Here is a 21,770-nt window from a genome sequence, read left to right as displayed (position 1 = left end):
ACGAGGCGCTGGTCGCCCAGACGCTGGGCGCCTGGCGAATTGGTGGAGCGCTTACGGTAGGCTTTCGACCTGCTGCCGGTGGAACCACTGGCGCGCGGGCTGTGGCGCAGTTTGGTAGCGCACTTGACTGGGGGTCAAGTGGTCGCAGGTTCAAATCCTGTCAGCCCGACCAGAGAAGACGTGTCCTGATCTGCGGTGACGCGATTAGGTCAGGATGAGATGACGCTTAGTTGGGGACCACTTGGGGACCACAAGTGCCGCTCAAGCAGGTCGCCCGCGTTGATGACGGATTGCCGGTCGGGGTGCAGATTGAACCATCCCGAGTTTCATGCACCCTCGGGGTTCTGTGAGCCGGCCGATTGGTCGGTCACGAGTTGGGAATAGTAGCGGGTCTCGGCTTCGGCGGGTGGGATGCGTCCGAGGCGGTGCATGAGGCGCTGCTGGTTGTACCAGGCGACGTAGTCGGCGGTGATGTACTCGACGTCGCCCACGGTGTTGAGCTTGCCGCGGCGGAACGGGGAGTCGGCTCGGACGCACTCGTTTTTGTAGAGCCCGATCGTGGTCTCGGCCAACGCGTTATCGTAGGCGTCACCGACACTACCGACCGACGGTCGGATCCCCGAAAGACTCAGTGTCTCACCGAATCTCACGCTCGTATATTGCGACCCGGCATCGCTGTGGTGGATCGCACCGTCGATCGGATGCCCCTGGCGGCGGCGTAGTGCGGCGGCCTGACGGATGGCTGATTCGACGAAGCGGGTGTGCTTGGAGGCCGACGCCTCCCACCCCAAGATGGCTCCGGCATAAGCGTCGATGACAAACGCGACATAGACGAAGATCCCGGTCACCAACTTCACGTAGGTGAAGTCAGCCACGAGCAGCAGGTTGGGAGCGGGCACGGCGAACTGGCGGTCCACCAGATCCGGTGGCCGCACCGCGGCCGGGTCCGGGATCGTGGTGCGCACCTTCTTGCAGCGTCGCACGCCCTGCCAGCCGTTTTTACGCATCAGCCGTTCCACCGTGGACTTGGCCACCGGGATGCCCTCGCGCTGCAGATGGGCCCACATCTTCAGCGACCCGTACAGCGACTCCGGTTTGCGGCGGCCCTGCTCGTCGGGCTCGTAGCAGCCGGCCAGGATCTGCGTGATCGTGGCATCCCACAGGGCCCGTTTCGAGGGCGCCCGCGTAGCCCAGGCGTGAAACGTTCTCGGGGCGATCGGCATCCCGTGCTCGGAGAGCACGCGGCAGATCGGAGCGACCCCGAAACGGTCCCTGTTCTCGGCGATGAACTCGCAGACCGTGGCTGTCAGCGGCGGTTGCGCGGGTCGCTCTCCCGCACGAAGAAACTCGTTGCCGCTTTGAGGATTTCGATGGTCTGCTCCAGCTCGGCGTTACGGCGCTTGAGCGCGCGGATCTGCGCCGCAGCGTCACTGGACACACCGTCGCGCTCACCCTCGTCGACCTGATGCCGACGGATCCAACTTCGCAGCGTCTCGGCGGTCATCCCCAGCCGCTGAGACACCGCAGTGATCGCCGCCCACTCGCTTGGATAGTCATCACGATGATCCAGCACCAAACGCACAGCCCTGGCCCGGGTCTCCGGGTCGTACTTGCTCGCCACGACATGCACCTTCCCAAGAAGAGAGGTGCGCATCAAACGCGGGACGGTTCAGATAGCGCTGGGTCGTTGTGAGTGCTCCGTGACCGGCGATCTTGCGGAGGATGTGTACCGGAACGCCGGCATCGGCCATCCACGTCAGTCCCGTATGCCGTAAGCCATGACGCGTGAGCTTTTCGTAGCCGAGCTGGGTGACCACGGCGTCCCAAGAGGTGGCGTCGCGCAGCGTGGCTGTGGTGATCCTTCCGCCCCTGGGGCCGATGAAGAGTCGCGCATCGGGGTTGCTTGCGACGACGTCCATCCGTCGCTGGACGAGTTCGCGGACAGCCGGGATCAACGGGACTTCGCGCGCACGTTTGCCCTTAGTGTTCTTGTCCACCAAGCCACCCGGCGATGGGGTGGTCTGACGGCGCACCGTCCATATCCACTCGTGGGTGTTGATGTCGCGCACCAGGCATCCGGCCACTTCGCCGATGCGGGCGGCGGTGCACGCCTCGAAGATGACTGCATCACCCCAACCCCGATAACGGCCCGCCGACCGGGCGACGAGTGCATCGGCGAGGGTGGTGAGGGCAGTCCAATTCGGGAGCGCAAGTGCCCGTGGATCGTCGAGTTCGTCCTCGGCGAGCTTGTATTGGCGCTGCCAACCGGAGACTCGAGCCGGATTGCGGTCAATGATGCCGTCTCGCAGCGCTTGTTCCATGATCCGGACGAGCACGGCGAGGCTGTTCTTGACAGTTGATCGACTGCATTCGTCCGCGATCCACGCGTGCACAGCTCGATCCACTGCACCATTGGTGACCATGGCAATGGGCAGGTGTCCGAGCGTCGGGACAACGCGTTTGCGCCAGCCGGCCAGGTAGGGATCGGTGGTCTTGGACTCAAGCCCCCGCAGCGCCAATGCCATGTTCGTGGTGCCGTATTCCGCCAGCGTCGTCGTGGCCGTCTTCGGGTCGACCCCGTGCGCCGCGGCGCGTTCCATCCGGGCGGCCCAGTCGACCGCGGCTTCACGCGTTGCAAACGAAGCTGATTTCGAAGCGCGGCTCTTGGTGATCGGGTCGATCCACCGAACCCGAGCGCGGAAGGGAGCGGCCCGGGTGGGGCGCTCCTCGATGTCAACTGATAACGAAACACCAAGTGGAAGTGTCAGTTCTTTGGCCATCACGCGACCTCGCCGGGGTCAACGTGCCGACTGGACAACCATGCCTCGACGTCGTTGGAGTTATACATGTACACCCGGTCCGAAACGCGTACAAAGGCCGGGCCTTTGGGCGGATGCGACGTACGCCAGCGTCGAATGGTGGATGCGTCGACGTGGAGCAGCTCGGCAAGTTCGGCTGAGCTGTACCAGTGCCCGTCTAGCAAGGCCATCGTGCTGCGTTCCCTTCCCGCATCGGCCGGCGCGAGCTTTCGGGCGCCAGTGTCATGCGGTACCTCGTTTTTAAAGGCTAGAGCTGGCGGTGGCGTTACGCGACGGTCGGCCGTGACGAGAATTGGCGCATCTTCCCGCGCTCACCGGGTGGTCGGCAGTCGTGCGCCGCCGCTCCACTCCGGCGCGGTGTGTGTGGCCGCCGGCTTAGTAGCGACCTTTGCGGGCCGCGCGTTCTGCTGCGCGGCGCTGCTGGCGGCTGAGCATGACGTCGTGCTGGCCAGCTTGGTGCAGCGGGTAAGCGGCGCTCGCCACGACAGACTCCAATTCCGCCACGCGGATTCGCAATTGCCGCAACTCCTCAGACTCATGGCGCAGGCGGGCCAGTTCCTGGTCGCGCTGATCGGCCGCGTCGACGTCATGGCGGAGACGCTTGCGGAGCGTCTCGATCTCGTCGCGGGCCTGCCGGTACGACGGATCATCCGACAGAACCCGCTGGAGATCTACCGAGGCCGCGAACTGCTCCATCGCGGACCGCAACTCGTCGCCGATGTCGCCCGACGCGTACCGGTGCACAAGGGATTGCAGGAGGGTTTTGCATTGGTAGTCCGAGCTAAGAAACAGGCGCGCCAAGGTCTCCATGGAGGGCAGCGGTAGGCGCGCATCAGGGTCGGGGCGGTGCGCGCGAGGCACCTCGACGACACGCACCGCCGCGCCGGAATCAAGGGCTGCGATGCGCTCCGCGGATGCTCGCCGCCGGCAACGCGCGGAGCACCACACAGGCCGTCGACCCGGCCCCTTATCGGGTACTTCGAAAGATGCACCGCAGCGCGGGCACACCCGTTCCGAAACCGTTCTTGCCTCTAAGGCCACTGCGCTAACGCCCACTACCACACGGCTCCTAGAAAACGTCTGGACGAAATGTTATCAATACGAGACCTTAGTGCAAGAGGTGTGATGTTCGGCGGACGGTGAAAATTAGCAGCGCTAACTTCCAGGAAAGTGCACCCGAGCGCACGGGTCATTTGCACTGCAAAGAGCGTTTGGCCGGTTGACGCGCCAGGCAGTGCGGTGGGACGTGAACCGAAATGATCGGGGCGCGGATGGTTGAGCCATGGCGCGGTGATGGTTCTACCGGCGCGCGGCGCTTCTGCGAACCGATGGTCCTCCGTCGTGCGACCTAGAAAACCGCGCGCCGGGTTATCCCGCCACGCTCGAGGGGAGAGCGGCTCTGGCACGGACACGACCTAGGGCACGGAGACGAATGGCCTTCTCGCCCTTCGTTTCGGCAGTCGGCGAGGTCTACACCGAGAACGTCAATTGCGGGAAGCACACGTCAAAATGAGTCTGGTCCGCAGCGAGCCAGTCGTCGCTGACGATTCCGTGCACCACTGACAGCGGCACAGGGTCCATCGCAACTAAGACTTGCGCTAACGCTTGCTCCATCAGCGGCAGACTACCGAGGGCTCGGGGCCGACGCGGGTACCGCGTGTGCCAACACGCGGTACCCGACGTGGAAGCCCCAACGTGCGCCCCCACGGTTTCTTGGCCGTTGAAACGCGAGGTCGGGTGTCACGACGTATGAGTGGCAGGGGAGCGGCGCGCAGTGGCGGCTTTTCCGAGCTGGCGCGCCACCCTAGCGGTGGTCCCGAACAATGATGGCGGCATGTTGGCGCGAGATGGCGACGGCTGGCGGGACTGTGGTCGTGATTGGCTCGCGGAGCGGCGCAGAGTGCGGAGCGGGCAGCGGAACACCTAGCGGCTCCAGCCCCGGACCGAACGAAGGCTTGAATATTGCCTGGCACGCTGACCGACTTGGGGAGTCGTCGGCCGGCGCAGCGGGGTCCGAGCGCATTGCCGACCGTGGGCGATGCGTCGTTTCCGGTTCTGGAAACGCTGCCGGAGAAGGCCGCCAATCGAAGCGCGCCCTACTAGTAGTACATTCGGCTCCGGAAAGGTTTGCTGCCGTGCTTGTACGGATCGCTTCAGGAAGGCGCGTTATGAGTGGTTCCAAACGGGGGCGACGTAGCGGCTCCGAGCGCCGACGTCTGACTGAGACGGTTGTCGTTCGCCTTGCACCGGCTGAAAAGAAGATCTTGGAAGAAGCGGCCGCGCGGATGGGCATTAGCATCGTCCGACTCGTGCGCGAGTCCATCAACGGCCATATGCGCGAGCCGGTGCTGGCGACTGGCGAAAGGAATAAAACCACCGAACGTTAAGAAGAGTGAGCGGGGTTCAGCAACCGCTGACAGTGCCTACGCCGAAGAGGTGGTTGTGCCGCTGGGACAGGACTGACGTACTCGCTGCCTCAGTGAGGCTCTACTGCACTGGGCAGGCGAATGCCCAATTTCGGCGCCAGCATGATTTCCAGGGGCCAGCACCCTCGGTCGGGCAGTATCGCGATGCGCACGAATACATCCCGGCCTGGCGGCACTTTGGCTGCATACGTGCCATGACCGACCGGCGTCTCCCTCCGCCTGAAATTGATCAAGCGTCATAGCATCAATCGCAGTGGGATCGGCACCCATTGGTTGCGCAAATGTTCGGATTCCCCCATTCCAGCTACCAGTTTGTCGAGGTAGCAGATCGACTCCGTGAGCCGGTCAAGGGCATCAACGCTTAACGCCGGCAACCGAGTTGGCCCCATGCGGTAATGCAACGAGTAGCCCGTGCCTCCAGCCATGAGCTGAGCGCCTCACCCTCGGGTGGCCAAGTCGGATGGAAAAAGTACGGATAGACCCGATTGATGTCGGTCGGGGCTAAAAGACGCCAAGGCCGACGGCGAAATGTATTACTAGTAGGGCAGACAGTTGGGCGCTGACGCCGATTACTTGAGAGCGTGCCCACGCGCCCGAGCCAAAATAGTCCGGAGCGGGTCGCCCAGTGGGAACGCTGGCGATCCGTCGTGGGGCACAACATCCGCGAGTTACGGATCCAGCAAGGGATGACTCAAGAGGCGCTTGCATTGCGGTCGGGTGTTACACGCAATGTCCTCATCGATGTTGAGCACGGGCGCCGCGGATTGCTCTATGAGCGCCTTTTCGACATTGCCGAGGCCCTGCAAGTTCCGGTAAACGAGCTCTTGGTTGCGCGTACGCGGCGCCGAAACAAGCGGTAAAGCAGGTTTTTTGACGCAACCGGCGATCTGTTTCGCGCCGGGCCGATGTAGCGGCCGGTTCTCCTCGAAAGGCGCCGGTACGTTCGTCAGGCCCTGGGAGGGCAAGCGGGTGCGTCGATTGACTTTGGTCGTCCTGCGCGGTCGGTTCCAACCCGAACGCCGACTCTTCGGAACAGCCACCCCCAGGGCACTCTCGATCGTACTACTAGTAGTGCTACATCACATCCGTTTCTCGAACGAAAGCGCTTGCGATCACGTTGTTCGGGTCGACTTGGCCGCGAATCCTCGATGCCAATCCGATTTACGATTTACGGCGTGTCGCGCCTGTTGACAAGAACATGACCGCGCAGGAGTTCAGCCATCGTTTCCCAATCGACCAAGTCTTCCAGCCCTTACTGCGCTGATCCGTGCGCTTCTGCGGGTCGTGGCGCCGATCAGCGACTGGTTGAGCCTAGGACTGCGCTGTTGATCACAGGTAGTTGCCCTGGGGTAGTTCGGGTTTGAAGCGGCCGGACTGGATGGTGGCCAGGAGCGCGGTGTCGCTGACCGTCCCGGTGGCTAGAACGGTACGCCGAACGATTTCGCGGATGTCGGCGCCATTGGTTTCGGTATTGAAGTGGCAGGCGACTTGACTGGAATCGACGGATTCGGCTCCGGGAATGCCCCGCAGGTAGGTGGTCAGGATCCGTGCTGCCGCCGCGCGTGTGGGATAGCCGATCTCGATGATCGAGTCGAAGCGTGCGGTCCGGATCGCCGCCGCGTCCAGAGCCGCGACGTCGTTTGTGGAAGCCAACGTCAAGATCGGCGCTGAGGGGTCTGTGTCCATGACAGCCAAGAACTCCGAGAGAGGACGAACCTCGCTGTGGTGGCGGCGATTGCCGACGATGAGGTCGATGTCCTCAAGCACGATCACGGTGGGCCCTAGTGCACGGGCCTCTTTGTACACGGCGGACAGCACTGATTTGCCTGCGCGGGCGTCGACATTGATCACGGTAAACGGCCCGACGAGTTCGGCGGCGATGGTTTGCGAGATCGCGGTCTTGCCGACGCCCGGCGGCCCGGCGAGCAAGATTCCGCGGCGTACTCCCAGCCCCAACTGGGTCATCAACTGCCGGTGGGTGGTCAACGCGGCGATATTGAGGTCGATCTCTTCCCATACCGACTCGGGCACAATCACATTCGTGCGGCTAAGGGTTGGGATGTCCGTGACCTCAAGAACCAGGCCGTTGTTCTCGGATGCGGTCAGCGCTCGACCACGGTAGAGGTTTTTGGCGCCATCGGCGTCGGTCATGATCGCCTCGATCACGGCGACGGCATGACCGCGATCAGCAGGGGTGGTGTAGACCTGCAGCCGTGGCGTATCGGAATACAGCGTCGATGAACTTAGCCGGACCACGACGGGCGCGGGGGCGAGCTGGCCGGCTGTGAAGAACGCCGACAGCCGCGCAGGCGGCGCAAGGTGTTTGTCGCCAATCTCGATGTGCGCCCAGGTCGGTGGCTCATCGTCGTCGCTGGGCCCGATCGGGGGATCGAAGCGGTCGATCAACGCGGCCAGCGCCAACCCGGCCGCGACGTGTCCGATCGAGGACAGCCGCCGTGACTCACATACCAGATCCGACCCCGATCGGCCCAACATCGCATGCAGAAACCCCGCGAGGGTGACTTGCGTGGTTACCGACCCCGTCAAAATTTGGCCGACTAACTGCACTGCCCGCCGAACCGACGAATCCTCACCGGCCAACACCGCGGCTAGGGCTGGTGGCTCAACGTCGGACATGCTCAGCAGTATGCCCGCACCTACCGACGCACCGCAGGACCGGCCATCGCTGACACCTTTGGCCCGCGTGGAAATAGCGGGCGCAATAGGGTCGCCGAGCGTTTTCCGGCGGCGACCGGCAACAACTAGCTGCCCGGCGAGCCTTGCTGGATCACCTTGGGAACCGGTAGGCCATCTCGACGTAGGTCGCCGGGGAGGCACGGCGATGTTGCGACGATGGTCGGTGGATAGTCGGGAGGATATGCCGCCTTGATTTGTATATGGTATCCGTCTGGGAAGTAACCGAATTGGTTGGGTTTTTCGAAGCCGTCGCGCTCGATCACCGTGATGCCCCAGCTTCGCCAAAGTTCTCCGGCGTGTGCGATGAGATCTGCCGGCTTCATGCCGGCGGGCCCGATCACTTTGGCGAACAACGAAAATTCGGCGGGGCCGGGGCCGGGGCCGGGGCCGGTGTAGTTGTCATCGCAGCCGAGGTTGCTGCCGCCGATGGTGTCGCTCGTGTCTAGGACGGTGCCCGGTGGCAACCCGTCGACTGTTTTCTGTAGGTACCGAACCAGTGAGTCCTGGGCCTCTTGTTGGCTTTTCGGGATCTTCGGTGACGGCGCAATGGGTGTGGGTTCCATGGGCCCTCCTGGAATCATTGTCGCGCAGGACGGGGCTGATGACCCCGACCCTGTGTGCTTGGTTGGATTGGTCGATGAGCACGCGGCAAGTACGGCCGCTGCCAACAGAACAGCAAGAACGTGAAGTAATCCGCGGGATTCTTCGTTTGTTTTCATTCTGGCCTCGCGGGAGGAGGCCGGGCTGGCATCGTTGCTTCAGGTGTGATGCAGTTCGTCGAGGTTTCCGTCAGCCCACTCGTCCGCGGCCGCCACGGCATCGGGATGATCGGACATCCAGTTGCCGTGCGCCGTGCATCGCAGGCACAACTCGTCCTGGTCTGCGTGTCGCGGCAGCAAGCCGTAGTGAGCGCGGATGTGTCCCTCGCTGAATGTGCGGCCTGCGCGGTAGTCGGCTTCTGCTTCGATGAGCGATTCACGAACGCCCGGTAGTGCCAACCGGAAGTCTGTGTCGTCGTCGGCCCACTGATCGGCATTACCAGTCACCCCATCAGGGTAGTGGCGTATTGCGATAAACCGGATCTGCTGACTATCGCGATGGGCGGTAGCTTCACGACAATGTCGGCAAAATCCGAGCTGGACCGGATTGGTCACCACATCGCCGATGAGGCGTAGACCGGGGTTTGGCGGAGGGCGCGCCGCTGTTCGCTCGCAGTGGCGGCGGATCAGTTCACGTCACTTGGCGCGCAGCGTCGAGCTCGCGGTGGATCCTCGACATCGTCCCGAGCAGATCGAGCGCATCCTGCTCGGTCCAGCCGGGGTTCGTGGGCCCCAAGGCTTTCGGAAGCCTGCGAAGGCACCTTCGGCCAGGAGCGCTGCGCCCTCGTGCTCGTTGTGCTCGGTAAGCCGCGATGGACAGGTATGCCCGCGTCACCCGGACCTTGTTCGATACGACCCTTGATCCCGACAACCAGCGCGGCTCCCTCACGTCCACCGAAGAATTGCAGTCGGTGATTGCGAAGTTCGAGCCGACAGATACGGCACAGCTGGAATTACTGGGCTCGTACGCCTGGGTCATTGGACAGTTGCGGCAACCGAATCCACGCGCTTCCCCTCGACACACAACATAGGCTGTCTCGCAGCTACGGCTCGTCCACAACGGTGGCGAACACCCTCAACGGTCTTGCAGAGTTCGACCCCGCCGCCACACCGCTCAGTCAAGTCCAACTGGACAGGCTTGGGGTCTGGAACGCACAGTCATCCAACCCATTTCAGCCGCGCACGTACTCTGCAGACATCGCCACCCTGGTGACAACCCTCTTCAGGGAGACGCTGTGCTACTTGGAGGAGTTCTCTCACTTCATCATTCGCAACAAGGTGCTGTTAACGATCACAACGCAGAAACGTCCCGTGCTCGGTTGCTGGGCGGACGATCCTCGCCCGATGCCAGACGCGCTGTTAAACGAGCTTCTCTATCGGGAAATGCTGGGATGGGCTGAGTTCGGCTGATCTGCACAACGCAACGGCGCCGTGCTTATCAGCGGGTTCGGGGTGGGTCAGACAGCCTCCGCGAGGCAGCGCGTCCCGCGAACAGCCATACAACCGACAAGCCGAACCTCGTGTTCTTTGATGTCAGGCAACTGTTCTCGCGGAGGCGGTGCCGAGATGCCGGCTTCATCAAGCAAAGGTAGGGGCCACAGAGCGCCCGATTTCGCTCGGTGAGCGCTCGAACCAAGCTTAGTTTCGCGGGCTCTCGCGGCCTAATCGGTTACGCGCCGGGCTCCGATGACGTTCTGGCCCTTGCCTATTGCGGCGGATTGCCAGGCGGCGGGTAGACACCCCGCAGGATCCAGGGGAACCAATTGATGCCGAACTCGAGCTCGTCGCTGGCGTCATAGTCGGGGCTGGGATCGATCGGTATATTAGTCTCGCTTTGCGCTGCGCCCATGGGCGACACTTCATTTGCCCCGGTGCCGGCCGGTTGTACGGGCTGTCCATAAACAGCCACGACGACGGTGCGATCCGGGCTGTTTTCCGACCAGACTCCCATCTGGGAATTGGCGCAGTTGGACATGATGGCGTTGTAGCCGGGGTTGTAGTACCACCGGTTGATCAAATCGTTTCCGCTGATTGCGATGGATTGGTTGATCGCCACTGTTTCCGCGGCCTGACCGTGGAAGCCTGCCGCGTTCGCGCGGTCCTGGGGGGTGGATCCGTCTGAGCCGATGTCGCCGTCGAGGTTGCGGTTGTTCAGCACATCCCTACTGTGCCGCTGCGCGGCGAGTTGCAGCTGTGGGTTGATCCTGACGTCGTTGGTGCAGCCTGCCTGATGCTGCATGGTGTAGACGTTGGCAACGACACCGTCGTTGAGGCGTTTGTTGTTCGGTATGAGCGTGTTGTTGTCATTATCCGCATGCGCGGCAGGGGCATACAGCAGGGCGCTGGTGGCGACTAACAACAAGGCGCGCGGTGTCAGCGGCCGATACTGCATGTCGTTTCCTCCTTGTCCGCCACCGAGTAGGCGGAGGCCGGTGGCGCGCCGCGGAAGCGCCTACGACCAATTACTGCCTTGGCCATGGTGATTGCGCCACAGTTCGGCCCTTGCTTTCGAGCGACCAGAATTAGACAGACATATTACGCTTTAGCCGCCACGAAGCAAGGAGAGCTTTCGCTCAGGTGGATCATCGGGGCCGCTCTCGCGATCGCCCGAACGCGGCGCATCTGCTCAACCACTGTCGCCAGGCTGAGTGCCAACTGGGTTGGTTCGTGATCGGCGGCAACGGGCTAACACGCGACCCGGATTGCGAATGTGCCTGTTGTCCGCACGCTGGGGTGGTCGGTGTCGAACCCGTCGGCGGTACCACGGATCATGTACGTCTGACCCGTCATACTTACGCCGGCGTTGCCGTCGAGCCCTTTCATGTAGCTCCCGGTGAAACCGCCCAAGTTAGTGATGCTGACGGATTTGGCAGTGAGCCCAGTTTCGTTGGATATCAGTGCCGTAACGCCTGCAGCCGTGTCACCAGTAGTGATCGTCGTTAATGCTCCTATTGGCGAGCACTTCACCGAAGTCGTCGCCGGGAGTTCCTTGTCGTTAATCGTCACCCTCGCGGTTCCTGCGGCCAGTGCGTCCGACGGAGGCGAGGCAAGGGGCGACGATGAGCAAGCCGCGATACCCGACGCGACCAGAGCCGCCGCCGTCGTGTTGAAGAACCGTTTCTGCACGAGCCCACCTCGGTTTCGTCTCGTCACTTCTGCCCAACCTTCCGCTAGAGAAATGTAGCCGCCGCGAGGGCCACCGGTGATGAATCGCTCAACCAACAATGGCGCCTGCACGCCGATCCCGCTACGCCCGAGGAGTCAGTGAGGCGACGAGCAGGTTCCGCAGCAGGCCCTCGTCACCACCGTCTTCGGGACTAGCCGGTTCAGCAATGAGGCTGAAGTTGATCCGGACAATCCAGCGGGCAAGGGTGCTGGCTGGTAGGTCGCGCCGAATCTCGCCGGCAACCGCAGCGGCCTCGAGCCGCCGCACGAGCGTGTCAGCGAGTTTGGCTCGCCACAACTCGGAGCCTTCGGCGGCGTGATAGGCGGCACCGAGCGCTTGATGTTCTTCGATCAGCGATCGCATTATCGGTGAGCTGCGGGCGATGTCGGTGCCCCGCAGGCATGCTGCGACGAGCTGAGTCATAAATGGGTCGTCGGTCTGCCAGCATCGTTCGACGGCTTCCGCGGTGGCGGCGAGGACCCGCACAAAGGAGGCAGCCAGCAGGGCGTCTTTCGTTGGGAAGTAGTAGTACACCGTCGACCGGTGCACGCCTGCGCGTCGGGCGATGTCGCTCATCCGGGTGCGTACCGGGCCTTTGTCCGCGTAGCAGGCATCGGCTGCGGCGAGTAGCCTTCGGCGCGCCTCGTCCTCATCGGCAGGTGAGTCGGCGCCCCACGACCGCGCGCGGTGTTTCTCGGGTCGAGCGGTCACAAGAGCACACTATGGGTTTCCTGGCATTCCGGTGACGCACTTCGCAGTTACGGTCGGACACCTTGGTCGAAGCATCCGTCGACCGACCGTAATCAGGAGGACACGCAGGCAGGCGCACCATCGCGGTCATATCCGCACCGACTCGGCAACGGATATACAGTGGGCGCGGCTCGCCGCCGTGGAGCATCTGACGGGTGTCGTCCGGCTCATCAGCAACGTGTTTAAACCAGCTAATGGTCTAATGAGATAAATAGATAAATGTTTTGCTGTTGTGAGCTAATGCCCGACGCGGCCCATTCGCATGCTCCTCTTCTGCTCGGCCGACACCCTAAGCCGAGACGGGTTGACCGACTAGCCTGTTGGCGGAGAAAAATTGCCGAATCTGTTCGAGGGTGGCGCAAGCGGCAAGATTTGAGGGCAACTCGGCGTTGCAACCGCACCGCCGACGCCAGCGAACACCCGCGCAGCCCAAAAGTGCTGGTCATACGTCCGGCGGGCTGCCAACCGTTCGGTGGCTTTGAGGCCGGCGCCACCATGTGCGACGTGGTACGCCTCCTGCGGTGCGCCGCTTCGCACTCGGGCCGCAGCGCCCCAGTTTGAGATACAGAGCGCGAATTTACCACCATTTATCTTCTCGGCTCGCAACTATTCGATGTCTGCGCGATGCGTGACTAAATAAGGTTTAGAAGCATCGAGTGTCTGCACAAATAAGCTTTTTATTTTAGCTGCGGTAAGTCCTATTTGTGCGCTCACAAGAAATCTTGGCGCAAAGTGCGGCGTGCCAATATATTCTGATCTTAGAGGCGACCAAGCGGATGAAAAAGCTGATCTCAGCGAATGATTGAAAGCTAAAGAAGCCGGTTTCGCTGATCTGGAACGGATGCTCCGGCTCGGCTATGTGCGGCACGGTCGTGCCCTGGGGGCCTACTCTATGAGACCTGCGCTTAAGGGTTTCACCTGCGGGAGGGCGCAGCGGTCGGCGCCGACCAAGGAGCGCGTGATCGATCAGGTTCATCAATGATTGCGACATTTGTATTGACTTTGTCGGAACCTCACAGCAAAGCAGTCATAGTTCGACAGATGTCTACCGAATCTGGGTTATGGAGAATAAAAGCCGTTTATGTTGCTCTTCATGAAAGTCGTGGTAGCGTCCCGCTGTGCCGTGGGCCACACTGTGGAACGGGTGCACATGCATAAACCGCTACGGAGAGGATTCATCCGCTCAAATGTCGGGCGAGGATAGAACGGGAGCCTTAGTGGTCGCGACGGAAACTAGGCCTGACCCGCCGGCCACCAGTTTGCGGACTGGGGGCATCGACCCTAGGCCGGAGACCTACACCAAGCCGCTACGCGAGGTCGGCAGCTTCTTCGCGTTGTCGCTGGACATCGCGATGCAAATGGTGCGTCCGCCCTTCGCCTGGCGAGAGTTCATTCATCAGAGTTGGTTTGTGGCCCGGGTGACCATCTTCCCGACCGTTGCCGTGTCGATCCCGTTCAACGCGTTCGCCGTCTTCATCATCAACATCCTGCTGGTCGAGATCGGCGCTGCTGACCTCTCCGGCACCGGCGCTGCGCTGGCGTGCGTCGTGTACATCGGCCCGATATCGACGGTTCTGGTCGTCGCGGGTTGTGGCGCCACCGCGATGTGCGCCGAATTGGGGGCCCGCACCATCCGCGAAGAAATCGATGCGATGCGGGTGATGGGAATCAACCCGGTCCAGCGCCTCCTAGTGCCGAGGGTTCTTGCGCTCACTGTCAACGGGCTACTGCTGAATGCCATCAACACGATCGTCGGTCTGGTGACCAGCTACTTCTTCTCCGTCGGCTTCCAACATGTCAACCCCGGTTCCTACGCGGCGAGCTTGACACTGCTCGTCGGGGTCACCGAGGTCGTCATAGCGTTCGTCAAGGCAACACTTTTCGGCGTGATCGCCGGCTTCATCGCCTGCTACAAGGGCACCACTGTGGGCGGAGGCCCGCAAGGCGTCGGCAACGCGGTCAACGAAACCGTGGTGTACACGTTCATGGCTTTATTTGTGATCAACGTGGTGCTCACCGCAGTCACGACGAAGGCGACGATGTGAGCGCCGCCCCCGCCGGACTGCGGCTGCCGCGGCTGATGAATACCGTGCGTGGCCTGATCAACGAGTGGAATCGGCTGGGAAGCCAGACTGCGTTCTACGTCAGGGCACTTGGCTTCATGTGGGAAGCCGTTGTCCGCTACAAAGTGGAGACGCTGCGACTGATCGCCAACATGAGTCTGGGTGTTGGTGCGCTGGCCGTGATCGGCGGCACCGTGGTCATCGTCACCACCTTGACGATGTCTGTCGGTGGACTTGTCGCCATCCAGCTATTCCGGTCGTTGTCCGATGTGGGGGTCCAGGCGTTGAGCGGTTTTGCCTCCGCTTACATCAACACGCGTCTCGCCGCGCCGCTGGTCGCCTGTATCGGCCTCGCGGCCACTATCGGCGCCGGTGCCACTGCGCAGTTGGGCGCCATGCGAATCAACGAGGAGGTCGACGCGCTCGAGGTGATGGGCATCCGCACAATCACCTACCTGGTCTCCACCCGGGTGGTGGCCGGTGTGGTCGTCGCAGTTCCGTTATGGTGCATGGCCTCGCTGGCCGGCTATATGGCCACGCGGACCCTTGTCATTTTCGCGTATGGGCAGGCTCCCGGGGTCTACGACCACTACTTCCACACCTACCTGCAGCCGAAAGACCTTATCTGGTCGATGCTGCAAGTCATCGGGACGGCCACATCGATCATGCTGGTACACACCTATTACGGTTTTAACGCCTCTGGCGGCCCTGCGGGCGTCGGTGAGGCGGTCGGTCGTGCGGTACGCGCATCCCTGGTCGTTGCGGTAGCGGTGACTTTGGCGGTGGCGATGGCCGCCTACGGTGTGTCCGGCGACTTCAACCTGTCGGGATAGCGACGATGACAAGGAAACGGCGCGAGGCCGGCCTGCACCCGGCGCTGTGGACGGTGATCCTTTTCGCCTTCATCATCGGCGCGGTTGTGCTGACGCTAGGGGCGTTCAACAGAGACTTCAGGCCGTACGCCAGGGTGACCCTCACCTCGGACCGGTCGGGCCTGGTCATGGAACCCGGCGCGAAGGTGAAGTTGCGCGGCGTCCAGGTCGGCCGGGTGGCGTCGATTCAGCAGGGCGACCCGGTGAAACTTCAGCTGGAACTGTATCCAGAGCAGCTCAAATACATTCCCTCCAACGTCGGAGCCGAGATCACCGCCACCACAGCGTTCGGCGCCAAGTATGTCGACCTGCTCACCCCCACCGACCCGAGCCCGAAGCGGCTGACGGCCGGAGCGGTGGTGGAGTCACGCAACGTGACCACCGAAGTAAACACGGTGTTCCAGAATTTGGTGGCGGTGCTGAACAAGGTCGACGTCGCCAAACTCAACGGTGTCCTCACGGCGCTGGCCGAAGGGTTTCGCGGCAAGGGTCCGGCCATCGGCGAGGCGACCACCGACTTCAACCAGGTCCTGACGGAGATCAACCCCCGCAGCGAAACCATCCGCGCGGATTTCCATGCGCTGAAGGGGTTCAGCGACACCTACGCCGCAGCCGCACGCGACATTGTGACGGTACTGGACGCTGCCAGTGCGACTAGCTCCACCATCACCAACAACGCCAAGCAGCTTGACTCGTTGCTGCTCGACGTCACTGGACTTTCCCGTAGCGGGGTCAACCTGCTCGGTCCGAACAAGGACAACCTGGTGCACGGCATTAACCTGCTCGAGTCGACCACCAGCCTGTTGATGAAATACAACCCGGAACTGACCTGCTTGCTGGTCGGCGGCAAGAACGTCGTTGATTTCGGCTTCTTGGATGTTGCCGGTGGCCGCAACGGCTTCTCGGTGATCCTGGACGCCGGACTGCTATTGGGCGACGACACATACAGTTTCCCCGAGAATCTGCCGATCAACGGCATCAAGGGCGGCCCCGGCGGCCAGCCCGGTTGTGGATCGTTGCCAGACGTGTCGAAAAACTTCCCGCAGCGCTACCTGGTCACCAACTCGGGGTGGGGCACCGGGATGGATGTGCGTCCTAACCCCGGTATCGGCTTCCCGGGCTACGTCGATTACTTCCCCGTCACCCGCGGAACACCGAAACCGCCCAGCTTGCGCCACCCGGGAGGCCCGGCTCCCGGCCCGATCCCGTACCCGGGTGCACCACCGTACGGGGCGCCGATGTACGCCCCGGACGGAACGCCGCTGTATCCCGGGCTGCCGCCGGCGCCCCCGCCGGGCAGGCCCCGGGAACCGGGGCCGCCGCCGGCCGGATCCGAACCGTTCTTGCCCGCAACGCCGGGCGGACCGCAACCAACATGCGGGCTGGTCACCGGGCCGTGCGAGCCGCCGCCACCGCCGCCGTTTGCCCCAGCGCCCTGACGGCCGAAAGTCATAGAGGAAGGCAGAGATGCGAGAGAATTTGGGAGGCGCGCTGTGGCGCCTCGCCATCTACGCCGTCGTCTGCGTAACGGGTGCGTTCGGGCTGATCGCCGTCTTCGCGCAGATGCGTTTCCAGTCGGAGAAGACCTACACGGCCCAGTTCGTCAATGTATCGGGGCTGGAGGGTGGCAACTTCGTCCGCATCGCGGGTGTCGAGGTCGGCAAGGTCAAGAACATCGCCGTCCAGCCCGACTCGACGGTGCGCGTCGAGTTCACCGCCTCCGACTCGGTAGTGCTCACCGAGGGCACCAGGGCCGCGATCCGTTTCGCCGACCTCGTGGGCGGCAGGTACGTGGCGCTTGAGGAAGGAGCCGGGGGAGTCAAGAGACTTAATCCGGGCGGGACCATCCCACTGAGCCGGACCGAACCTGCGCTGGACCTGGACGCATTGATCGGCGGTTTTCGGCCGCTGTTTCGCGCACTGGATCCAGACCAGGTGAACAAACTGACCGGTCAACTGATCGCTGCCTTCCAGGGACAGGGCGCCACGATCAGCTCATTCCTCAGCCAGGCCGCAGCCCTGACCAACACCCTGGCCGACCGGGATCAACTGATAGGTCAAGTCGTCGTCAATCTGAATACCGTGCTCGGCTCGCTGAGCGGCCAGAGCAAACAGTTCGCCAAGGCCGTCGACTCGTTGTCTGAACTCGTAGCTGGCCTGAACGCCCGCAAGCAAGACATCAGCAACGGCGTGGCCTACGCCAACGCAGCTGCCGGGTCAATCGCCGGCCTGCTAGCGCAGGCTCGCCCACCGCTGAAGAAAGTGGTTCACGAGGCGGATCGAACGGCCGCAACCATATTGGCCGATCACGACTACTTCGACAACTTCCTCAACACCTGGCCCGATGCGACTCAAATACTCAACAGGCAGGGCATGTACGGCGACTTCTTCAGCTTCTACTTCTGCGAAATCGTGTTGAAGGTCAACGGCAAGGGCGGCCAACCCGTATACGTCAAGCTGGCCGGTCAGCCCACCGGGAGGTGCACGCCGCGATGAGGCCCTTCTCCGAACGCAACCCACTTGTCATCGGCGCCATCGGCGTCGGCATCATTCTCGTTCTGATGCTGGTGTCCGTGAACTACGACAAGTTGCCGTTCTTCAGCAACGGGAAGACCTACTCGGCGTACTTCGCTGAGGCCGGCGGGCTGATGTCTGGCAACGTGGTCCAAGTGTCCGGCTTCCGGGTCGGGCAGGTCTCCAGCGTCGAGCTGGACGGACCCCGGGTGCTGGTCAAGTTCGACGTCGCCGACAACATCCGCCTCGGTGACCGCACCGAGGCGGCAATCAAGTTGAAGACTCTGCTCGGAACCAAGATTCTCGAGGTCACCCCCCGAGGGGAGGGGAAGCTGAGCGGTCCGATACCCCTCGACCGGACCACTCCGGCCTATCAACTGCCCGACGCCCTGGGTGACCTCACGACAACCATCAGCGGCCTGAACACCAAACGACTGTCGGATTCGCTCGCAGTGCTGTCCGACACTTTCTCTGATACGCCACCCGACCTGAAGGCCGCGGTTCAAGGGGTCGCACGCTTCTCGCAGACATTAGACGAGCGCGACGCGCAACTGCGAAACCTGCTGAGTAACGCCAACAAGGCAACGAAGGTGCTGTCTGAACGCAGCGACGAACTGGTCAACCTGGTCGCCAACACCAACGCGTTGCTGGTCCAGCTGCGAAGTCAAAGCAACGCACTTAACCAAATCGCCCACAACCTTTCCGCGCTGGCCCAGCAGTTAAAAGGCCTCATCGCCGAGAACCGCGACACGTTGAAACCGGCGCTGGACAAACTCAACGGCGTGTTGACGATCGTCGACAACCGCAAAGACCGCGTGCAGAAGGCACTCGTCGGGCTTAACAGATACGCCTTGGGGCTCGGTGAATCGGTGGGATCAGGGCCGTTCTTCAAGGCCTATGTTGTCAACCTGCTACCCGGACAGTGGCTGCAGCCGTTCATCGATGCCGCCTTCTCCGACCTCGGCCTGGACCCGAACGTGTTGCTGCCCTCGCAGCGCACTGACCCGCAGGTCGGCCAGCCGGGGACGCCGCCGCTTCCGGTTCCGTACCCGCGTACCGGGCAGGGCGGACCACCCCGGATGACCATTCCTGACGCGATCACCGGCAACCCGAGCGACCATCAGTGCGGTCCGCCCGGGGTGGCGTTGCCTGGTCCTGGCTGCTACCCGGCTCGCGAGCCGGTGCCCGCGCCACCACCCGGGGGGCCGCCGCCAGGACCGCCCGCGCCGCCGGGTCCCGGCCAAGGCCAATCCCTGCCGCCGCCGTCGGGACCGATCGAGCAGCCGGCACCCGGGCAGGTGCCGGCGGCGCAACCGCCCGTGATGAGCGGCCCGGGCCCCATTAGCCCGCCAGCTGGAGGTGGACAGTGACGTCTCGCAACGCCAAGATCGGCGTAGCCGTCGTGCTGGTGCTAGTCCTGGTCGGGGGCATCGTCACGGTGGCACGGTTGGCGAACGACATCGGCCGCACCAACGTCGTCGGATACTTCGCGAACAGCACAGGCATCTACAACGGAGACGACGTCGTTATTCTCGGCGTCCCCGTCGGCAAGGTCGAAAAGATCGAGCCGCTGCCCGACCGCGTCAAGATCACCTTCTGGTACAAGGACAAATACAAGGTGCCTGCTGACGCCAAGGCCGTGGTCCTGTCGCCGTCGCTGGTGACGCCTCGATCCATCCAGCTGACGCCGGCCTACACGGGTGGCGCGGTGATGCACGCAGGCGCGGTGATCCCGCAGGAACGCACCGCAGTCCCGGTGGAATGGGACGACTTCCGCCAGCAACTCGAGAAGCTGACGCAGGTATTGCAGCCCACCACAGCCGGCGGGACCAGCACACTAGGAGCGTTCATCAACACTGCGGCCGACAACTTGCGCGGCCAGGGCCCAGACATCCGTGACACCATTATCAAGCTGTCGCAGGCGATTTCCGCTCTGGGCGATCACAGCGACGACCTGTTCACCACTGTCAAAAACCTGTCGATTCTCGTCTCGGCGTTGCACGACAGCGGCGATCTGCTGCAACACCTCAACCAAAACCTGGCCGCGGTGACGAACCTGCTGGCCGACGACCCCCATGCGGTCGGCAACGCGGTTCGGGATCTCCACGACGTGGTCGACGACGTCCGAAACTTCGTGGCCGACAATCAAGAGTCGCTGGGAACCACCTCGGACAAATTGGCGTCGGTGACGCAGGCAGTGAACGACAGCCTCGACGACGTCAAACAACTCCTACACGTTGCGCCCACGGCCTTTCAGAACTTCCTCAACATCTACCAGCCTGCACAAGGCACGCTGAGTGGAGCGCTGGCATTCAACAACTTCGCCAACCCGATTCAGTTCCTGTGTTCGGCAATACAGGCCGCTTCCCGTCGGGGAGCCGAGGAGTCAGCGAAGCTATGCGTGCAGTATCTGGCGCCGATCTTGAAAAACCGCCAATACAACTTCCCGCCGCTGGGCGAGAATTTGTTCGTCGGAGCCTCAGCTCGTCCCAACGAAATCACCTACAGCGAGGACTGGTTGCGGCCCGACTACGTTCCCCCGCCACCGCCGGCGTCCGACCCGGGCAACCCCCCGCCTGCGGCGAATGCACCGCCGGCGGCCGGCAGCTCACCACTGGGGGCGGAAGCGCCAGGCGCCCAACCGCTTCCGACCGATCCAGCCGCCGGCCTGCGCGGGCTGATGGTGCCTCCCGGAGGCGGACAATGATTCGGGTGCGACACCGGCTGCGCGTTACCCGCGGGCTCGCGGCGGTGCTGGCCGTCGCCGCGCTTTCCGGGTGCGGTTTCCACGGCGCGAATTCGTTCAAATTGCCGGGCACCAAGGGCGGCGGTCCAGGCTCATACACCGTCCAAGCACAGATGCCCGATGTTCAAAACCTCCAACAGAATTCCCGCGTCAGAGTCAACGACGTCACTGTCGGCACCGTGACCAACATCCAACTTCAGGGTTGGCATGCGGTGGTCACGATGACGATCAACGGGGACGTCGATCTGCCGGCTAACGCAACGGCCACTCTGGGGCAGACCAGCCTGCTGGGCTCGGTGCACGTAGAGCTGGCACCACCCGCCGGTGTGCCGGCCAAGGGCAAGCTCAAAGCGGGATCGGTGATCCCGTTGACGTCCGCTAGCGCGTATCCGTCCACCGAACGGACGCTAGCCGCAGTGTCGTTGTTGGTGAACGGCGGTGGCCTAGGCCAGATCCAGGACATCATCAAGGCATTGAGCACCGCGTTTACCGGTCGTGAACAGGACCTGAGAAGCCTTCTCGGACAACTCGATAAGTTCGTCGGCTACCTCAACGATCAAAAGGACGACATCCTCGCCGCAACCGACAGCCTCAACAACGTGGTCGGTCAATTCGCCGACCAGAAGCCGGTGATCGATAAGGCGCTGAAGACACTGCCGGGTGCGTTGACCGTCCTTAAGGACGAACGGGACAACCTCGCCGACGCGCTCGGGGAGCTGAGCAAATTCGGCGCGCTTGCTGCTGATTCGGTAAACAAAACCAAGTCAAACCTGGTCAAAGAACTGAACGACCTCGGCCCGGTACTCCAATCCCTAGCCGACGCTGGACCGGCGCTGACTCGTTCGCTCGGGTTTTTCGGAACCTTCCCCTTCCCCAAGGACACGCTCAACAAGTGGCTACGCGGCGACTACGCGAACTTGACCGCGGTCCTCGACCTCACGCTGAGCCGGCTCGACGCGGGGTTCTTCACCGGCACCCGCTTTGAGTGCAATCTGACCGAGCTCGAGCTGCAGTGGGGCCGCACCATCGGGCAGATGCCCAGTCCGTGCATGGGCGGCAGCCAGTACAACCCCGGCAACCCATTAGTCGTCCCTTACCACTTCAATCAGGGTCCGTGA

The 21,770-nt window shown here is 62.8% G+C and carries 21 protein-coding genes and 1 tRNA gene; 11 read left to right on the top strand and 11 right to left on the bottom strand.

Features of this window, described 5'->3' with window-relative positions:
• The first annotated feature begins 95 nt into the window (after nucleotides 1-95).
• Nucleotides 96-172, top strand: a tRNA-Pro gene (locus OCQ_RS14465).
• A gap of 154 nt (nucleotides 173-326) precedes the next feature.
• On the opposite strand, the gene OCQ_RS14460 is transcribed toward OCQ_RS14465, so the two are convergent.
• The 5 genes from OCQ_RS14460 to OCQ_RS26810 all read right to left on the bottom strand — a co-directional run bounded on the left by OCQ_RS14460 (nucleotide 327) and on the right by OCQ_RS26810 (nucleotide 4,433).
• Nucleotides 327-1,621 (bottom strand): IS3 family transposase gene (locus OCQ_RS14460; RefSeq protein WP_139826619.1). Its coding sequence is split into 2 segments (ribosomal slippage): nucleotides 327-1,348 and nucleotides 1,348-1,621, totalling 1,296 coding nucleotides; the frame shifts between segments, so codons are not numbered across the junction.
• Nucleotides 1,557-2,780 (bottom strand): tyrosine-type recombinase/integrase, encoded by a 1,224-nt coding sequence (locus OCQ_RS14450; protein WP_041785031.1) that lies wholly within the window; start codon nucleotides 2,778-2,780, stop codon nucleotides 1,557-1,559. The genes OCQ_RS14460 and OCQ_RS14450 overlap by 65 nt, the downstream gene beginning before the upstream one ends.
• The gene (locus tag OCQ_RS26125; protein ID WP_008257535.1) at nucleotides 2,780-2,989 is read right to left on the bottom strand and encodes a helix-turn-helix transcriptional regulator; all 210 of its coding nucleotides are present in this window, start codon (nucleotides 2,987-2,989) and stop codon (nucleotides 2,780-2,782) included. The genes OCQ_RS14450 and OCQ_RS26125 overlap by 1 nt, the downstream gene beginning before the upstream one ends.
• A gap of 205 nt (nucleotides 2,990-3,194) precedes the next feature.
• The gene (locus tag OCQ_RS14445; RefSeq protein ID WP_041785691.1) at nucleotides 3,195-3,629 is read right to left on the bottom strand and encodes a hypothetical protein; all 435 of its coding nucleotides are present in this window, start codon (nucleotides 3,627-3,629) and stop codon (nucleotides 3,195-3,197) included.
• 660 nt (nucleotides 3,630-4,289) lie between these two features.
• Entirely contained in the window at nucleotides 4,290-4,433 is a 144-nt protein-coding gene (locus tag OCQ_RS26810; protein ID WP_014385073.1) for a hypothetical protein, read from the bottom strand.
• A 554-nt stretch (nucleotides 4,434-4,987) separates the two neighbouring features.
• Here OCQ_RS26810 and OCQ_RS26740 point away from each other — a divergent pair.
• On the top strand, nucleotides 4,988-5,206 hold the full coding sequence (locus tag OCQ_RS26740) for a hypothetical protein (RefSeq protein WP_162130191.1): 219 nt from the start codon (nucleotides 4,988-4,990) through the stop codon (nucleotides 5,204-5,206).
• Nucleotides 5,207-5,826: 620 nt separating this feature from the next.
• Nucleotides 5,827-6,105 carry a helix-turn-helix domain-containing protein gene (locus tag OCQ_RS14440; protein ID WP_041785028.1) on the top strand — a complete coding sequence of 93 codons (279 nt, stop codon included), beginning with the start codon at nucleotides 5,827-5,829 and terminating at the stop codon, nucleotides 6,103-6,105.
• A 469-nt stretch (nucleotides 6,106-6,574) separates the two neighbouring features.
• Here the strand turns inward: OCQ_RS14440 and OCQ_RS14435 are convergent, their stop codons facing one another.
• The 3 genes from OCQ_RS14435 to OCQ_RS14425 all read right to left on the bottom strand — a co-directional run bounded on the left by OCQ_RS14435 (nucleotide 6,575) and on the right by OCQ_RS14425 (nucleotide 9,096).
• Nucleotides 6,575-7,666 carry an ATP-binding protein gene (locus tag OCQ_RS14435; RefSeq protein WP_232065606.1) on the bottom strand — a complete coding sequence of 364 codons (1,092 nt, stop codon included), beginning with the start codon at nucleotides 7,664-7,666 and terminating at the stop codon, nucleotides 6,575-6,577.
• 341 nt (nucleotides 7,667-8,007) lie between these two features.
• On the bottom strand, nucleotides 8,008-8,505 hold the full coding sequence (locus tag OCQ_RS27105; RefSeq protein WP_014385068.1) for a hypothetical protein: 498 nt from the start codon (nucleotides 8,503-8,505) through the stop codon (nucleotides 8,008-8,010).
• 195 nt (nucleotides 8,506-8,700) lie between these two features.
• Nucleotides 8,701-9,096 (bottom strand): hypothetical protein, encoded by a 396-nt coding sequence (locus OCQ_RS14425; protein ID WP_232065605.1) that lies wholly within the window; start codon nucleotides 9,094-9,096, stop codon nucleotides 8,701-8,703.
• Between the two features lie 507 nt (nucleotides 9,097-9,603).
• On the opposite strand from OCQ_RS14425, the gene OCQ_RS27100 reads away from it, so the two are divergent.
• Nucleotides 9,604-9,951: a hypothetical protein gene (locus tag OCQ_RS27100; protein ID WP_014385064.1), complete on the top strand. Its 348-nt coding sequence runs from the start codon at nucleotides 9,604-9,606 to the stop codon at nucleotides 9,949-9,951.
• 295 nt (nucleotides 9,952-10,246) lie between these two features.
• On the opposite strand, the gene OCQ_RS14415 is transcribed toward OCQ_RS27100, so the two are convergent.
• From OCQ_RS14415 to OCQ_RS14410, 3 genes are all read right to left on the bottom strand, one after another.
• On the bottom strand, nucleotides 10,247-10,933 hold the full coding sequence (locus tag OCQ_RS14415; protein ID WP_014385063.1) for a CAP domain-containing protein: 687 nt from the start codon (nucleotides 10,931-10,933) through the stop codon (nucleotides 10,247-10,249).
• Between the two features lie 293 nt (nucleotides 10,934-11,226).
• Nucleotides 11,227-11,667 (bottom strand): lipoprotein LpqH, encoded by a 441-nt coding sequence (locus OCQ_RS26115; RefSeq protein WP_080588024.1) that lies wholly within the window; start codon nucleotides 11,665-11,667, stop codon nucleotides 11,227-11,229.
• A gap of 121 nt (nucleotides 11,668-11,788) precedes the next feature.
• Nucleotides 11,789-12,283 (bottom strand): TetR/AcrR family transcriptional regulator, encoded by a 495-nt coding sequence (locus tag OCQ_RS14410; protein WP_014385061.1) that lies wholly within the window; start codon nucleotides 12,281-12,283, stop codon nucleotides 11,789-11,791.
• Between the two features lie 1,526 nt (nucleotides 12,284-13,809).
• Between OCQ_RS14410 and OCQ_RS14405 the strand changes: the two genes are divergently transcribed.
• The 7 genes from OCQ_RS14405 to OCQ_RS14375 are packed head-to-tail and all read left to right on the top strand — an operon-like array spanning nucleotide 13,810 to nucleotide 21,770.
• Nucleotides 13,810-14,502: an MlaE family ABC transporter permease gene (locus OCQ_RS14405; protein WP_232065660.1), complete on the top strand. Its 693-nt coding sequence runs from the start codon at nucleotides 13,810-13,812 to the stop codon at nucleotides 14,500-14,502.
• 35 nt (nucleotides 14,503-14,537) lie between these two features.
• Nucleotides 14,538-15,353 carry an ABC transporter permease gene (locus OCQ_RS14400; RefSeq protein WP_051019785.1) on the top strand — a complete coding sequence of 272 codons (816 nt, stop codon included), beginning with the start codon at nucleotides 14,538-14,540 and terminating at the stop codon, nucleotides 15,351-15,353.
• 5 nt (nucleotides 15,354-15,358) lie between these two features.
• Nucleotides 15,359-16,831, top strand: coding sequence for an MCE family protein (locus OCQ_RS14395; RefSeq protein ID WP_014385058.1), 1,473 nt, complete (start codon nucleotides 15,359-15,361; stop codon nucleotides 16,829-16,831).
• 28 nt (nucleotides 16,832-16,859) lie between these two features.
• Complete coding sequence (locus tag OCQ_RS14390; RefSeq protein ID WP_014385057.1) at nucleotides 16,860-17,888, top strand: MCE family protein; 1,029 nt, start codon at nucleotides 16,860-16,862, stop codon at nucleotides 17,886-17,888.
• The gene (locus OCQ_RS14385; protein ID WP_014385056.1) at nucleotides 17,885-19,276 is read left to right on the top strand and encodes an MCE family protein; all 1,392 of its coding nucleotides are present in this window, start codon (nucleotides 17,885-17,887) and stop codon (nucleotides 19,274-19,276) included. Before OCQ_RS14390 ends, OCQ_RS14385 begins: the two co-directional genes overlap by 4 nt.
• A complete protein-coding gene (locus tag OCQ_RS14380) occupies nucleotides 19,273-20,613 on the top strand; it encodes a virulence factor Mce family protein (RefSeq protein WP_014385055.1) in 1,341 nt (446 codons plus the stop codon). Before OCQ_RS14385 ends, OCQ_RS14380 begins: the two co-directional genes overlap by 4 nt.
• Nucleotides 20,610-21,770 carry a virulence factor Mce family protein gene (locus OCQ_RS14375; protein ID WP_014385054.1) on the top strand — a complete coding sequence of 387 codons (1,161 nt, stop codon included), beginning with the start codon at nucleotides 20,610-20,612 and terminating at the stop codon, nucleotides 21,768-21,770. The genes OCQ_RS14380 and OCQ_RS14375 overlap by 4 nt, the downstream gene beginning before the upstream one ends.

The organism is Mycobacterium paraintracellulare, from assembly GCF_000276825.1.
Taxonomy (GTDB): Bacteria; Actinomycetota; Actinomycetes; order Mycobacteriales; family Mycobacteriaceae; genus Mycobacterium; species Mycobacterium intracellulare.
Note: the sequence above shows the minus strand (reverse complement) of the source record. Positions and strands in the feature narration are given on the sequence as shown.

Coding starts and splice junctions, on each gene's coding strand:
- OCQ_RS14410 (WP_014385061.1), bottom strand. CDS start 12,283: ATGAGCGACATCGCCCGACGCGCAGGCGTGCACCGGTCGACGGTGTAC.
- OCQ_RS26125 (WP_008257535.1), bottom strand. CDS start 2,989: ATGGCCTTGCTAGACGGGCACTGGTACAGCTCAGCCGAACTTGCCGAG.
- OCQ_RS14385 (WP_014385056.1), top strand. CDS start 17,885: ATGAGGCCCTTCTCCGAACGCAACCCACTTGTCATCGGCGCCATCGGC.
- OCQ_RS27105 (WP_014385068.1), bottom strand. CDS start 8,505: ATGGAACCCACACCCATTGCGCCGTCACCGAAGATCCCGAAAAGCCAA.
- OCQ_RS14390 (WP_014385057.1), top strand. CDS start 16,860: ATGCGAGAGAATTTGGGAGGCGCGCTGTGGCGCCTCGCCATCTACGCC.
- OCQ_RS14395 (WP_014385058.1), top strand. CDS start 15,359: ATGACAAGGAAACGGCGCGAGGCCGGCCTGCACCCGGCGCTGTGGACG.
- OCQ_RS14450 (WP_041785031.1), bottom strand. CDS start 2,780: ATGGCCAAAGAACTGACACTTCCACTTGGTGTTTCGTTATCAGTTGAC.
- OCQ_RS26810 (WP_014385073.1), bottom strand. CDS start 4,433: ATGGAGCAAGCGTTAGCGCAAGTCTTAGTTGCGATGGACCCTGTGCCG.
- OCQ_RS14375 (WP_014385054.1), top strand. CDS start 20,610: ATGATTCGGGTGCGACACCGGCTGCGCGTTACCCGCGGGCTCGCGGCG.
- OCQ_RS26740 (WP_162130191.1), top strand. CDS start 4,988: ATGAGTGGTTCCAAACGGGGGCGACGTAGCGGCTCCGAGCGCCGACGT.
- OCQ_RS14405 (WP_232065660.1), top strand. CDS start 13,810: ATGCAAATGGTGCGTCCGCCCTTCGCCTGGCGAGAGTTCATTCATCAG.
- OCQ_RS14415 (WP_014385063.1), bottom strand. CDS start 10,933: ATGCAGTATCGGCCGCTGACACCGCGCGCCTTGTTGTTAGTCGCCACC.
- OCQ_RS14445 (WP_041785691.1), bottom strand. CDS start 3,629: ATGGAGACCTTGGCGCGCCTGTTTCTTAGCTCGGACTACCAATGCAAA.
- OCQ_RS14400 (WP_051019785.1), top strand. CDS start 14,538: ATGAATACCGTGCGTGGCCTGATCAACGAGTGGAATCGGCTGGGAAGC.